At 29.1% G+C, this 14,476-nt stretch carries 16 protein-coding genes and 1 pseudogene; 13 read left to right on the top strand and 4 right to left on the bottom strand.

Features of this window, described 5'->3' with window-relative positions:
- Window positions 1–47: 47 nt before the first annotated feature.
- A complete protein-coding gene (topA, locus tag EXC34_RS02260) occupies window positions 48–1,859 on the bottom strand; it encodes a type I DNA topoisomerase (protein WP_129687741.1) in 1,812 nt (603 codons plus the stop codon).
- Between the two features lie 194 nt (window positions 1,860–2,053).
- Here topA and rpsF point away from each other — a divergent pair, with 194 nt between their 5' ends.
- The 3 genes from rpsF to rpsR are packed head-to-tail and all read left to right on the top strand — an operon-like array spanning window position 2,054 to window position 3,192.
- Window positions 2,054–2,407, top strand: coding sequence for a 30S ribosomal protein S6 (rpsF, locus tag EXC34_RS02255; RefSeq protein WP_129687740.1), 354 nt, complete (start codon window positions 2,054–2,056; stop codon window positions 2,405–2,407).
- A gap of 20 nt (window positions 2,408–2,427) precedes the next feature.
- Complete coding sequence (locus tag EXC34_RS02250) at window positions 2,428–2,907, top strand: single-stranded DNA-binding protein (RefSeq protein ID WP_004418861.1); 480 nt, start codon at window positions 2,428–2,430, stop codon at window positions 2,905–2,907.
- Window positions 2,908–2,916: 9 nt separating this feature from the next.
- Window positions 2,917–3,192, top strand: a complete 276-nt coding sequence (rpsR, locus tag EXC34_RS02245; protein ID WP_004418862.1) for a 30S ribosomal protein S18 — start codon at window positions 2,917–2,919, stop codon at window positions 3,190–3,192.
- Window positions 3,193–3,271: 79 nt separating this feature from the next.
- On the opposite strand, the gene EXC34_RS02240 is transcribed toward rpsR, so the two are convergent.
- A complete protein-coding gene (locus EXC34_RS02240) occupies window positions 3,272–4,312 on the bottom strand; it encodes an AEC family transporter (protein ID WP_129687739.1) in 1,041 nt (346 codons plus the stop codon).
- A gap of 514 nt (window positions 4,313–4,826) precedes the next feature.
- Between EXC34_RS02240 and recA the strand changes: the two genes are divergently transcribed.
- From recA to EXC34_RS03750, 6 genes are all read left to right on the top strand, one after another.
- Complete coding sequence (gene recA, locus EXC34_RS02235; RefSeq protein ID WP_004418866.1) at window positions 4,827–5,804, top strand: recombinase RecA; 978 nt, start codon at window positions 4,827–4,829, stop codon at window positions 5,802–5,804.
- 121 nt (window positions 5,805–5,925) lie between these two features.
- The gene (gene rmuC, locus EXC34_RS02230; RefSeq protein ID WP_129687738.1) at window positions 5,926–7,386 is read left to right on the top strand and encodes a DNA recombination protein RmuC; all 1,461 of its coding nucleotides are present in this window, start codon (window positions 5,926–5,928) and stop codon (window positions 7,384–7,386) included.
- A 400-nt stretch (window positions 7,387–7,786) separates the two neighbouring features.
- Window positions 7,787–8,068 carry a glycosyltransferase family 2 protein gene (locus EXC34_RS02225; RefSeq protein ID WP_165001217.1) on the top strand — a complete coding sequence of 94 codons (282 nt, stop codon included), beginning with the start codon at window positions 7,787–7,789 and terminating at the stop codon, window positions 8,066–8,068.
- Window positions 8,069–8,085: 17 nt separating this feature from the next.
- Window positions 8,086–8,922 (top strand): glycosyltransferase family 2 protein, encoded by an 837-nt coding sequence (locus EXC34_RS02220; protein WP_129687736.1) that lies wholly within the window; start codon window positions 8,086–8,088, stop codon window positions 8,920–8,922.
- Between the two features lie 177 nt (window positions 8,923–9,099).
- On the top strand, window positions 9,100–9,624 hold the full coding sequence (locus tag EXC34_RS02215) for a DNA cytosine methyltransferase (RefSeq protein ID WP_246003950.1): 525 nt from the start codon (window positions 9,100–9,102) through the stop codon (window positions 9,622–9,624).
- A 2-nt stretch (window positions 9,625–9,626) separates the two neighbouring features.
- Window positions 9,627–9,755 carry a hypothetical protein gene (locus EXC34_RS03750; RefSeq protein ID WP_259772304.1) on the top strand — a complete coding sequence of 43 codons (129 nt, stop codon included), beginning with the start codon at window positions 9,627–9,629 and terminating at the stop codon, window positions 9,753–9,755.
- Between the two features lie 23 nt (window positions 9,756–9,778).
- On the opposite strand, the gene EXC34_RS02210 is transcribed toward EXC34_RS03750, so the two are convergent.
- Complete coding sequence (locus EXC34_RS02210) at window positions 9,779–10,426, bottom strand: trimeric intracellular cation channel family protein (protein WP_129687735.1); 648 nt, start codon at window positions 10,424–10,426, stop codon at window positions 9,779–9,781.
- Complete coding sequence (locus EXC34_RS02205; protein WP_129687734.1) at window positions 10,426–11,616, bottom strand: M20 metallopeptidase family protein; 1,191 nt, start codon at window positions 11,614–11,616, stop codon at window positions 10,426–10,428. Before EXC34_RS02205 ends, EXC34_RS02210 begins: the two co-directional genes overlap by 1 nt.
- A gap of 367 nt (window positions 11,617–11,983) precedes the next feature.
- On the opposite strand from EXC34_RS02205, the gene mraZ reads away from it, so the two are divergent.
- From mraZ to EXC34_RS02185, 4 genes and pseudogenes are all read left to right on the top strand, one after another.
- Window positions 11,984–12,415: a division/cell wall cluster transcriptional repressor MraZ gene (gene mraZ / locus EXC34_RS02200; protein ID WP_129687733.1), complete on the top strand. Its 432-nt coding sequence runs from the start codon at window positions 11,984–11,986 to the stop codon at window positions 12,413–12,415.
- A complete protein-coding gene (gene rsmH, locus EXC34_RS02195; RefSeq protein ID WP_129687732.1) occupies window positions 12,405–13,307 on the top strand; it encodes a 16S rRNA (cytosine(1402)-N(4))-methyltransferase RsmH in 903 nt (300 codons plus the stop codon). Before mraZ ends, rsmH begins: the two co-directional genes overlap by 11 nt.
- A gap of 11 nt (window positions 13,308–13,318) precedes the next feature.
- Window positions 13,319–13,576 (top strand): hypothetical protein, encoded by a 258-nt coding sequence (locus tag EXC34_RS02190; RefSeq protein ID WP_129687731.1) that lies wholly within the window; start codon window positions 13,319–13,321, stop codon window positions 13,574–13,576.
- Window positions 13,577–13,591: 15 nt separating this feature from the next.
- A pseudogene (locus tag EXC34_RS02185) lies at window positions 13,592–14,476 on the top strand (MAG3720 family protein); the annotation flags it as partial.

Here is a 14,476-nt window from a genome sequence, read left to right as displayed (position 1 = left end):
TAATTTTAATATTTAATAAGATATAAAAATGCATAGTTGCCTATGCATTAAATACTTTTTGTATTTCTACATTTTGGGAAATTTTCACAGCCAGCAAATTTTAAACCGCTTTTTTTATTGTATCTAACTATCATTTTTGCGCCGTCTTTTTCACAAGGTTCATCTAAAAATTCTTTTTGAATTTGAGTTAATTCCATTGTTGCTTGTGCTTCAAGGTAAACTTTATTAAATTTGTTTCAAAAATCACTCATAACAGGTTGCAATGAAACACTACCTTGTGAAATTAAGTCTAGTTCTTCTTCAACTTTTGCTGTATAACCTTCTTCAATTATGTCTGGGAATGAAGTTATTAATTTTTCAAGAACTAATCTACCAAATTCAGTAGGGTGTAATGAACTATTTAAATTTTCAACGTAGCATCTTTCTAAAATAATTTTAACTGTTGATGCAAATGTTGATGGGCGACCAACTTTAATATTATCTAGTGCTTCAATTAATGACCCTTCACTATATCTAGATGGCGGATTTGTTTGATGATCTGTTATTTTAAAATGATTAACTTTTACCAATTCACCTATTTTATAATCCAAATCGGCAACTTCTTCTTTTTCACCTTTTACTACATAGTATCCGTCAAAAAGAATTTTACTTGTTGAATATCTAAATTTTAAAGAATCTTTGTTGAATATGTATAACTTACTCAATCTTATAGGAGAATTTATTAAACATTGCAATGTGTGTTCATAGATTATTTTGTAAACTTGATAGTCATAATTATTTAAATTATATTTATTTTTTGCCATATCTGGAGTTAGTGAAACATCTGTTGGTCTGATAGCCTCGTGTGCATCTTGATCACCAGAAAAACCTTTGATTTCACTTGAAACATACTCTTGTCCATATTTTTGAGCAATATATTTTCGTGCATTATCAATAAAGTACTGACTTAATCTAGTTGAATCTGTACGAGGGTAACTTATTAAACCACCATCTCCATAACCTTCATAAAGATTCTGGGCAGCCATTTGAGTTGATGAAGCTGAGAATGGTGATTTTTTATATAAAACAGCTTGCTTAAGAGGTGTTAATGCTGATAATGTTTTCTTGGTTTCTTTTACTGATTCCAATATAAAATGTTTATTTTCGTTAAAAATTATTTTTTCTATATCAGCTTTTTCATGCGGAAAAATTCAATCTTTTTGCCCTGATTCATTTGCATCGTTATGATAAGTTGCCTCAAAATTATTACCAAAATTTGCAAATGCTTTATGGTAGAAAACAGGAACAAATTTTTCAATTAATTTTTCTCTATCAACAACCAATTTTAATGCTATTGATTGAACTCTGCCAGCAGATGGCTTGGTTGGTGAGTTTGATAGTTTTTGTTTAATTAATCCACTTAATTTAAAACCAATAATTCTATCTAGCATTCTTCGTGCTTTTTGGGCATTTATTAGATCAATATCTAATTTACCTGGGTTGGATATCGCTTTTAAAATTGAGTCTTTTGTAATTTCGTTATATTTAATTCGAACATACTTATTTTCGCATTTTAGAAATTTAACTAAATGATCGCCAATTGCTTCACCCTCGCGGTCGGGGTCAGTTGCAATTAAAACTTGATCAGCATTTTTTGCGGCATCACGTAATTTTTTTATTATTGACTTTTTAGTTGAGTCTAATAAATAAATGGGTTCTCAATTTTCGAAATCAATACCCATTTTTATTGATGGTGAAGCGTTTTTTGTTGAAAGTTTAGCAATGTGCCCAACAGATGCTAAAACTTGATATTCACTTCCTAAATATTTTTGTATTGTGGCTACCTTGTTTGGAGATTCGACTATGACTAATTTATTCATAATAAAAAATTTACCACATTTGGTAATAAAAATAGAAAAATGCTCAAATATTTCAATAAATTTTTTGAATAAAAATACCATATAAGTTCTTTTTAAATAATATTTATTTAAATTAATTATTTGTATATAATTGCCATTGAGTAAATATATTACTCCTTGGTCGTTAGACCCAGAAGTCCATAAGGAGGATTGAAATGAATAAATATGAAATTATGATGATTCTTGATCCTAAAGCAAACCCAGAAATCGGTTTCGAATTAGTGGAAAGTGTTTTTGGAAAAGAAAACATCACAAAAGCTGAAAAGCTAGAAAATACTACTCTTGCTTACCCAATTAAACATTCAACACAAGGAATTTACTTATTAATTCAGTTGAATGGTGAAGCATCATTGGTGGCAGAATTTGTTCGTCGTTCAAACATTTCTAAAGAAATTTGAAGACAATTAGTAATTAATTTAGACTCAGAAAAAGGTTACGGTAAAGAAAGAAAAAACCGTTCAAAAAAACAATTTGTTCAAAATGACAAACCTAAAAGAAAAGCTGAATAATTAATTTTGAGGGAGATTAAATGAATAAAGTTTTATTAGTGGGAAGAATTGCATCTGATATTAGATCATTTACAACACCAAGCGGTGTCAATTATTGCCGTGCTACAATAGCAGTGAATAGAAGAGTTAGTTCAACTGAACCAATTACTGATTTTATCCCACTTGTTGCATGAAGAAATAATTCAGATTTTATGGCAAGATACTTAAGTAAAGGTGCTCTAGTTTCAATTGAGGGTTCATTTACAACGGGTTCATATAAAAATGCTTCTGGTGAAGTAATTAGAACTTACGAAGTAACTGTTGATAATGTTTCTGCTTTGGAATCAAAACAACAAAGAGAACAACGTTCAAGCTTTGCTAATTCTGAACGTAAATTCACTGATGAAACACATAAATTTGCAGGATCTCAATCGCCAGCTCAAAGTGATTTTGAAGACAATAATCAAAATAATGTTAAACACAATTTTGTGTTTGAATCATTAGATGATGATTTAAATTAGGAGATAATAATGGCTAAATTTAACAAAACAAAAAAACCTTTTACAAAACGTCGTAGAAGCTTAATTGCTGAACTAAATCTAAATTACATTGACTACAAAGATGTAGAATTACTAAGCAAATTTATTACTGGAACAGGACAAATTAAACCAAGATCTGCAACTGGATTATCAGCAAAAGATCAAAGAAAAGTTGCAATGGCAATTAAAAGAGCTCGTTTTATGGCTCTTATGCCTTACACAAAAGAACGTGTTCGTGCAGTTGCTACTGTAGCTCGTCAAGACTAATTTATGAAAATGTGCTTTTGGGCACATTTTTTTGTATAAAAAACAAAGCCATAAAATTGACTTTGTTTTGTTTTATTGCTTAAGCTGCAACAACTGGAGCTAAAGCTTTGAAAGCAGCCGAAGCTAAAAGAGTTCATATTGGTAATGCAATTAAGCAACCAACTGTTGATAATGAACTAACTTGAGCTGTAAATGGTGTGTGTTCATGTTTGTAAGCAACTGAGAATACTATTGTAACAGCAGCAGGTGGACAAGCACCTAGGATAACTAGTAGTGTAGCTGTACTTGGTGTAAGTAGTCCGCCAACCACAAATCCTATTACCACTAAGAACATGAAAATTGGAACTGTGAATAGTTTTCTGATAGTTGTAATTCAAACAGCTTTATCTTTAACAGCTTCTTTTAAGTCTGAAGTAGCAATTGAGCCACCAATTAGAATTCAAGCCATTGGAGAAATCAATTGAACACCTGGAACTAGGAATGCTTTAAGAATTGTAAATCTTTCTAGCATTCCGGCTCAGAATTGTTTTCCGCCTTCTGCTGCAACATTAAAGTCGAATGGATCTTTTGCACTTGTTACAAGGTTTTTTCCAATTTGTGGAATAAATTGTAGTGTTCAAAGAGTTGCTGAAATGTATAGGCAAATCATCATTGGTGATAATAATGATTTAACTATAGGTTTAATCATGTCTTTTGAGAATTTTTCTCCTGAATAAGACATTTTTAGGTATGAGAACGCACCAATCATGTAAGGTAGGTTTCATACTTGTAGTAGCGCAGTTGCTGAATCATTGAATATTGCTTCTGGACCATTTCCTTTAAGAGCTGTAACTAATGGAACCGCAAAGAATTGAAGCGAAGCGTAAGCGACCATCATTTGCGCTGCAGAGATTTTTCTAGCGTAGCTTTGAATGTGAGCTTGTTTAAATTGCTCTTTTGTCAAATCTCCGCCTTGTTTTTGATATAGTCTTTCAGCTTTTGCATAAACAGATTTTGACATTAATTTTGGTCACAATCTGATTATTACTGTGTTTCATACACCGATTAAAATGTAGAACGCTGCAGAAATACCAATTACAATACCAGCTTCACGACCTAATTTAGCGTTCGCTGGTTGCATAAATGCGACAATGCATAGAAATGGCAATGCATAATCTAACAAGAATTTAGAAAGCTTACATTTATTTCTTTATTAAATATACCTTTTTTGGTAACTAGATAACCTATACCTACAAAGACTAATGTCGCAATAACTGCCCCATATAGCCCTTGGTCAGAAAGGATTTTAACTAGGTTTTTAAAAAACATATAATCCTCAATATATATCTTAATTCACTGAAAGTGTTGTTGGCACAATTATGTACCGATATTATTATAATAAATTAACTGGTAATGTGTAATCTTTTCCATATTTTAACCAATAATACTAATATTATTGAAAAAACAAAAAAATTAGCGATAAAATAACCCAATTTACATTTTTTAATATATAGTTAACTTTCTATTTAAAATTTATTTAACTTAAAATAAAATAATTTAAGAGTTTATTGAAAAATCAAACAATTTTTAATAATTTTTTCCTTATTTAAATAAAATTTGAATTATTGCTAATAGCATATTGAAAGGAAAATAGAATGAAAAAAATCGAAAACGACGCAGTTCAAAAAGCTATTAGCGAAATAACTAAAAAATTTGGTGAAGAGGCTATAACATTTTTTGACACATCAGATTTAACAAAATCAATTAAAGTAATTCCAACTGGTTCATATTTACTTGATGAAGCATTAGGAATTAAGGGTTATCCGCAAGGCAGAATAATAGAGATATTTGGTCCAGAAAGTGGTGGTAAAACCACATTGTGCTTACATGCTATTGCGCAAGTACAAAAAGCGGGCGGGGTGGCAGCTTTTATTGATGCTGAGCACTCAATTGACCCAAATTACGCAGCTAATTTAGGTATAGATTTAGAAAAGGTTATTATTTCTCAGCCCGACAGCGGTGAGCAAGCAATGGATATTGTTGATTATTTAGCAAAATCAGGTGCAATTGATTTAATAATTGTTGATTCAGTTGCCGCTTTAGTTCCCGAAGCTGAGTTAAATGGCGAAATGTCTGATAATCAAATTGGCTTGCATGCTAGATTGATGTCAAAATCATTAAGAAAAATTACTGCAACATTAAATAAAACAAATACAACTATTATTTTTGTTAACCAAATAAGAGAAAAAATTGGTGTGATGTTTGGTAATCCTGAAACCACAACTGGTGGTAGAGCTCTTAAATTTTATTCATCGGTAAGAATTGAAGTTAGAAGAGTATCATCAATTGTTGATGGCAAAGAAATTGTTGGTAATGATGTCAAAATTAAAGTTGTTAAAAATAAATTAGCACCACCATTTAAAACATTCCAAACAGAAATAATTTTTGGCCAGGGTGTTGATTCAATCGGAGAATTAATTGAGTTGGCTTGTGAAAAGAATGTTTTTGAAAAGAAAGGGTCTTGATATTCATATCAAAACCAGAATCTTTGTCAAGGTAAAAAAGCACTTAAAGATTTATTAAAATCTCAAGACGAATTTAGAAAAGAGATAGAACAGAAAACCTTAAATTAATAATTATCTTGATTGATTAATAGCAATGTTTTGCAAACATTGTCTATTTTTGACGATAATTCAGAAAGCAAGTTAATAATTCAGCATATAATTATATTAGAGATAAATTAGGGAGGGAAATATGGATTTATCAATATTGATTTTGTTAATTTTTACAATGATATTTATCATTATTTTCGCAATTACTCAATCAATTGTATTTTTACTAAAACGCCGTAAATTCAATTCATTTGGTGAAAATATTTCTAAAGGGATTAATGATGGTTTTAAAGAACAATTTGATAGTATGAGTAAAAATATCTCAAGCAATATTGAAAAAGATATTGCTTTGAGTATTGCCAACCAATTAAGTAATGTAAAAGATGTTTTGGGCAATGTTAAAGATGAATTAAACAAAAACAATCAAACTAATTTGGATACAATCAATAAAAATCTAAAAGATGGAAACGAATTGATTCATAAAAATTTGCATGAAGGCAATGAAAAAATAAATAAAAATATTGCGCAGCAGGAATTAAACTTTAAAGATTTAGAAGCAAAAATAATTGAAATTAATAATGAAGCAATTGAAAAATTGAATGAAAAAATTGATAACAAATTGTTAGAAATTACTAACAACAATAATAATTGATACAAAACAATTAAAGAAAATATTGACTCACATTTCGAAGACAAACTAACCAAACACATTAAAGAACAGTTTAATAATATTAAAACTTCAATGGACGAAATGAACCAAGGAATGACTAAGTTTGAAACTGTTCAAAAAAGTGTTATGGGGCTTGAAAAAGTATTTAATAACAACAAAACTGTTGGTTTAATTGGTGAATTTTCGCTTTCACAAATGCTTCAACATCATTTCCCTAATCTTAAAGATAAATTATGATTTGAACAATACTCAATTGACCCTAACACACAAGAAAAAGTTGACTTTGTTATTAAATCAATAATGAAAGAAAAAGATGGAGAACTTGATACAACAAAATCAATACTAATTCCAATAGACTCAAAATTCCATTTAGATATTTGAAAAAAATTCGATGAAGAAGATGACCCATCTAGAAAAGCAGAAAAATTTAAAACACTAAGAGATGCTGTTAAAAAACAAGCCAAAGATATAGCCGATAAATACATCAAACCTAACAAAAAAACAACTCCTTATGCAATAATGTATATTCCCGCTGAAACAATTTATTTAACTTTAATAAAAGAGGGTAATGGATTTATCTTTGACTTATACAAAGAACATTATGTTCAAGTTTTAGGACCAACCAATATTCTTGCATTCATTTATTCAATATTTATGCAAAGCAATAACTATCATTTTTCACAACAAATTGACAAGATTCGTGACTTATTCTTGAGTGTTCAATCAACATATGAAAAACTTGTTAAGAGTGTTTCTGATAGTGCTAAATCGATTGATAAGGCGAAAAAATCAATTATTACAGTTAAAAAACACTCAGATAGTGTTTTGGGAAGTATCAATAAACAAGCAAGTTCGCTTGGAATTGCTAAAAAAAGCAAAATTAATGTTTCATTTGATGAAGAATACGAAGATGAAAGTGAACATTTAAACTAGCCAACATTACTAAACATGAAAAAAAGTTAACGCGTTAAAAGTGTTGGCTTTTTTTGTTTAGTTTTAATAGAAACTTTTTTAGTGATTGTGATTTATTAAACATTGTTAACTGAAATGTCGTAACATTAATCAATATTCTTTATACATTTATTTCTTTATAAATGTAATATTTATTACTTTTAATTAAAACTTTATTATAATTTTTGATATTTATTTAGTATTAACCAATAAAAAATGCTAAATAATTTGTTAAGGAGCAATAATGCAAATATTTTTAATGTGGTTTAATATATCGATGTTGATATTTTCTCTTTTATTCCTATGTTTAAATATCTTGTATTTTGTTGTTGGGTTCATATTAAGAATATTTAAAAATAAAAAGAATAGTTTAATGTGCGCTATGCACAAATTTGCGATTCTAATCCCTGCTCGAAATGAAAGTAGCGTGATTGCGAATTTAATTAAGTCTCTTAAATGTCAAAATTATCCATCTGATTTATTTGATATTTATGTAATTGCAGACAATTGCACTGATAATACAAAAGAAATTGCAGACCAAGAAGGTGCGATTGTTATTGAAAGAAATGATACTCAAAACATTGGCAAAGGCTATACTTTGGATTATGCAATAAAGCATATTAACCAATTAAGACGGGGGGGGGGCAGCTATCTAATTCATTAGAATATGATGCTTTTATTGTGTTTGATGCTGATAATGTTGTTGATAAAGATTTTTTACACTATATCAATATTGAGTATTCAAAAGGATACAAAATAATTACATCATACAGAATGCCTAAAAATTACAATTCATCATGGGTTGCAGCAATTTCTGGATTAATGTACATTCGTGAATCAGTATTTGTTAATAGACCAAAAAATGCTCTAAATATAAGTTGTTCGATATCTGGCACAGGATTTTTAGTTGATTCAAATATTTTAAAAGATGGTTGAAAATACCATTTACTAACTGAGGATATTCAACTATCATCAGATTTAGTTTCAAAGGGTCAAAAAATTGGATATGCTAAAGATGCAATAACATATGATGAACAGCCCACAGATTTAAAAACATTTTTTAGACAACGAACTCGCTGAGCTAAAGGTTTTTTACAAGTTTTTAGAAAATATTCTGGAAAACTATTTTTAAAATCATTCACAAGTATATCTGCGTTTGATATATTTTCATTCATTTTCCCAACCAGTTTAATTTTTATTCTTTCATTTTTGGTTAATTTGTCATTTGCAATTTTTGGATATTCAACTTCTAACATTACTCTAGGAAATTATGCAATTATTAATTTAACTATCGGAATTAGTTTAACATTTTTAACTCCTTTTGTTTTTGGATTAATAACAACTTTGACCGAGTTTAAAAGAATCAAAGCATCTTTTATAAAAAAGATCTGATACTCAATTTTATTTCCGATTGCATTTTTCATTTACTTAGCAGCTTTTTTAACTGCGCTATTAAAGAAAAAAGTAGTTTGGAAACCTATTAAACATTCAGACACAAAAGATATAGTTCAAATGTAGGAAATTATGAATGAATTTCTTATTAAATTTAGAATAAAATTTATAATTTTAATATGAATACTAATACAAATAATCAATATTTAGTATATATATAATTGATAGTCTTAAAAAAGTTTCTAAAATAATATCAAAGCAATATTTTAATGCCTTAAATTCATTTAAGGCTTTTTTCTATTTATGAAAAGCAAAATAATTAATGTTTTAGAAACTTTTTCAGGAATAGGAGCACAGCATAAAGCGATAAAAAAGATTGGCATAAAAGGAAAAATTTTTAATATAAAAGCAACCGCTGATTGAGATGCAAGAGCAAATATTGCCTACACAGCAATTCACCATGACTTATTAAAGAATTTTAAACAAGTTTTACAATCAAAAAAACTTGATAATGAACAGCAAATTGATTTGTTTTTGAGTAATTATGCCATTTCATTAGATTCAAAAAAACAATCAAAATTAAATGGAAAAGACATTATTTTTAAACAGCATTTAGCTGCTTGAATAATCCTAGCAAATAACCAAGTAGATATTACTAAAATGAATGGAAATATTATTGAAAAAGAAAAAATTGACTTAGTAACCTATTCATTTCCTTGTCAAGGCTTATCCGTTGCAAATATGGGGAGAGTGAATGGTATAAACAAATTGATTTTGGTAAAAGCAAAAAGGAAAACAAATTTGTTTGGTCACAGGATAAAAAAATAAATTTGCCAAACATTATTTCATTTCCTCAAAATTTAACAAGAGATTCATTTAATGAATTTAAAGAACAAATTATTGAGCGTTCTAAACAAATTATTGATTCATATATTTCTGTTTTATTTTATGAAGACTAAAAAATGCGCACGCGCGCATTTTATTATTTGGGTTTTGGGAGCGATACATTGAACTTAATTGACAGGATTCTAACCATAATCACAGTAAATGAGGCAATTAGCATCGCAAACTTAATATCAACACGATAAAGAAGCATTAAAACAATTGTTCCTAATACTGAGGCTAATGCATATATATTTTTTTCAAAAATAACTGGGACTCGATTGGCAAATATATCTCTAATTATTCCCCCACCAACGCCTGTTATAGCACCAGTGAACATTATTAATATTATATTTCTTGCATTTATTTCAGTTATCTGTTTTATTTCGATTGCTTGCTGACTACCAACAATTGTAAATACACCAAGTCCTAGAGCATCTACAAAATTGAAAAATTTGCTATCAACATCAATAATTCTTTTATTTTTTAATAAAAAGGTAATTATTGATGCCACTATTGCCAAAGATATATATATTGGGCTAGTAAATGCTGTTAGTTCATCTTTGTTTAATATAATGTCACGAATTATCCCCCCGCCAACTGCGGTTGTGACACCTAAAACAGTTATACCAAATAAGTCCATTTTCTTTTTGATTGCTACATCAGCTCCTGATGCAGCAAAGGCTATTGTGCCAATTATTTCAAAAATGGTAACTCAATCTAGTTCTAAACCTAAGATTTTAAGCATTACTTAGAATTTTTATCTAATCAATTAATTGCAGATTGAACCATGGCAGTTGGACCAATAATTAGTGCTTGCTCGTTAAATATGGTTTTAGGATTATGAACACCAATATTTTTGCTTTTGTCTTCAAAAGCAGGACACGAAACCAAAAAGTAACAAGATTCTGGCAATTCGTCAGCAATGTGAGCATAGTCTTCTGAAGCAAGTGCAGGTTCATAATAATCAACATTATATTCATTATTAAGTGATTGCTGCGATGATTCTATAACTAAATCAGCCATATTTTCATTATTAACTAGTGCGGGAACATTTGCTACAAATTCAAATTTAGCATTTGCTCTAAATGCCTTAGCAATATACTCAGTTACTTCTGGAAGGCGAGTTCTTAAGTGTTCAGTAGTTTCAGCAAATAATGAACGAGCTGTACCTTGAAGATATGCTCTTGATGGCACAACATTAATAGCTCCGCCAGGAGCTTCAATAAAGCCCATTGATAATGATGCGCCTTTATTTGATGGCAATTCTCTTGCAAGAATGCCATTTGTTGCGTTAATAATTTGCGATGCTACAAAAACTGGATCAACACCATTAAATGGCATAGCGCCATGTGCGCCCTTGCCCTCAATTTCGATTTTGAAATTTAATGCAGATGCTAATGCTTCTTTTCTTTGAACTAATATACCAAGTTTTTCGCCATTAGGTCACATATGAAGTGCTAAGCCAGCATCTGGTTTAGGGTTATTTAAAATACCTTTTTTAAGCATTAATGCTCCACCATTTAGTGTTTCTTCAGCGGGTTGGAATAAAAATTTAATTTGGCCCTTTAATTTGTTTTCATTTTCTTTAAGAATAATTAAAGAAATAAGCAAACAAGTAGTGTGCAAATCATGACCGCAAAGGTGCGCGGCACCATTTTTAGATGCAAAATCTAATCCTGATTCTTCAGTAGTTGGCAACGCATCCATATCAGCTCTTAAAAGTAAGGTTTTACCTTTTTTGGCATCACCTAATGTTCCAATAATTGCGTAGGTATCGTCAAGTCTTTGGTGTTTAATATTGTATTTATCTAGTATTTTTTCAATTAATTTTGCAGTATTTGGCAATTCGAAGCCAACTTCGGGATTAGCGTGAATTTGACGTCTAATTTGTTTTGCTTCTTCAAAAAGTTCTTTTGCTCTTGTTAAATAAGACATGTAGCTCCTTCAAATATAAAATAAATAATTTAAATTATATATCTAGGTAATTTTTTCGTAATTATTTATTTTGCAAAATGCATTCAAAAATTCATTGAAAAATAGATTGATTTTTTGTTTATCTTTGACTATTTTTTATTTTTGGTTGTAAAAAACAGATTTTTTTAATTATGAAACGCTTATTTCATAAATTTTTATCCACTTTTTTACAAAATTGTTAAATTTACAAAAAACGAATTTTTGCTGTAAAAAATCACCCAAAAATTCGTTTTTGTTTTATATGCAAAAATCTTGGAAAAATTATTAAAAATTAATTAGAAATTAAAGCAATAATAATGTAGAATAGTGGTGGATAGTGGAGGAAAGTGTGTACGGACAATACGATAGAACAATTGATTCGAAAAATAGAGTTGCGTTGCCTGCTAAATTGCGTGATGCACTGGGCTCGAAATTCTATTTAACAATCGGAATGCAAAATATTGTTGAATTACGGAGCGAAGCTGAGTTTGCAAAACTAACCGCTGACTTAACTTCTAAGAGTGCTTTTGACAAAAACGCGAATTTGTTAAAGCGTTTTTGACTTGGAAACACTCATGAAATCGAACTTGATTCATTGGCGCGTTTTGTTTTACCTAAAAACGTTATTACTAAAGCTGCTATCCAAAAAGACGTTATTTTTATTGGAGTTGGTAATTCTGTTGAACTTTGGTCAGCAGAAAACTTTGAAAAATATAATGAGCAAATGAGTGTTGAAGAATTAGAAAACGCTGCAAATGAGTTGGCAAAATATGCTAGATAATCATTATTCAGTGTTGCTGAAGGAAACTATTGATTCATTGCAAGTTAAACCAGATGGAATTTATGTGGATTTAACGCTTGGGATGGGTGGACATTCAGCAGCCATATTAGAAAAATTAACAACAGGTAAACTAATTAGTTTTGACAAAGATGACTTTGCGATAGAGAAAAGTCGCGAGCGTTTGAGTAAAATTAATACAAATTTCATATTAGTTAAGTCAGACTTTAAATATATAACTGAAGAGCTAAATAAACTTGGAATTAAATCTGTTGATGGAATAATTGCAGATTTAGGAATTTCTTCTCCACAAATTGATAATGCTGAGCGCGGTTTTAGTTACAACAAAGATGCATATCTTGATATGCGAATGGACCAAAATCAAAGTTTAGATGCGCATTACATCATCAATAATTATGATGTTGCATCTCTTGAGCAGATTTTAATTAATAACGCAGAGGTAAAGCTTGCTCGTCAAGTTGCGAATGCCATTGTTAAGTCTCGCCCAATTGATACAACATTACAATTTGCGAATGTAATTAGAAATTCATTACCAGCAAAAATTGTTAACGCGAAAAACCCATGCAAAGCGGTTTTTCAAGCAATTAGAATTGCTGTCAATAATGAATTTAAATCGTTGCAAACTATGCTTAATAAAAGTCTAGATTTATTAAAACCAAATGCTAAGTTAGCTATTATAAGTTTTCATTCAATCGAAGATAGAATTGTTAAAAAATTTTTTGGCGCTCTTATCAAAGATAAAATGCCCGCCAAAATGCCAATAAAAGAACAAAAAAATTTCAGTGTAAAAGTTATTGATCCTAGTTCAAGTGAAATCGAGCTAAACAATCGATCAAGAAGTGCTAAATTAAGAGTTTTAACTAAATTAATATAAAAGGAGAAGTTATGAAGAATTTTGTTGTCAACTTTGAAGTAGCCAACAAAATAATTCGAGCCAGTGTTATTTGCGACACTGACTCAAGTTTTAGCACAATATTAAACGAATCATATTTTTACCAAAACATTGAAGATATAGAGAAATTCATTAAATTTATAAAAACTTTACTAACACAAAAAATTAAGTTTAAAAAATACAGTGTTGAATACAATCTTATTCTGGATGACAAACACTTTAAAACTCAATGTTATATAAATAAATATTAGCAAAAAGTTGATAATAATATATCACAAACTCATATTAATAACTTTGAACAATATTTGTCAAAAGAACTTGATAACAACTCATTTTGCTTAAGAAAAAAAGCATTTATGTATGAGTTAATAAATCAAGGTGTATCAAAAAAATATCAAACATTAAATTTTGAAAAACAAGCACAAATTTTGATTATTCATTATTCAATGTTATTTTTAGATTCAAACAAAGAATTGTATTTAGCAATCACTTCATTATTTAAAAAATACAACATAACAATAAAAAATACATTTTCAAAATCAACTTGCTTAAATGCTTCGCAAAAATTAGATAAACACGTTGCACTTGTTGAATTTGATGCTGAGGGTGTAAAAATTGATGGTTTTTTCAATGATGTTAATTTATTTAGTGTTAACCGAAATTTACCACTTGATACAGTAATTAAGTTAGTTTCGCAAAAATTAAATTGCAGAGAAGAACAAACTCGCGCATTTCTTGATGCAACACTAACTAACTGGTCATATTTCAATTCAAAAAAATTTAATTCTAAACAAGGTAATATCTTAAAAGCTTTTGAAAACTTAATTCAAAGATTATGTGAATTTGTTAAAAAAGCTTATTATGAACATTATTCAGAAGGTCAACAAGTAATTTTTATTATCAAATCTCCTTATAATGATTTAGTAAAAAGCTATATTAATGATATTAAATACATAAAAATTGTTGATTTTTCTGAAAATGATAAAAGTTATGATGCTTTGGATGCAATTCATTATGGAGCATACAATTTAAGTTCACTAGTCAATAAAGAAGATCAATCACAAACATTGACAAATGTCAGTGAATTCAAGTCAAAAAACATTTTTCAAAAACTATTTAGTAACTTTAAAAACAATAATTTAAGGAAATAG

The organism is Mycoplasmopsis bovigenitalium, from assembly GCF_900660525.1.
GTDB classification, from domain to species: domain Bacteria; phylum Bacillota_I; class Bacilli_A; order Mycoplasmatales; family Metamycoplasmataceae; genus Mycoplasmopsis; species Mycoplasmopsis bovigenitalium.
The sequence above is the reverse complement of the archived record's forward strand: the minus strand, read 5'-3'. Positions and strand labels throughout refer to the sequence as shown.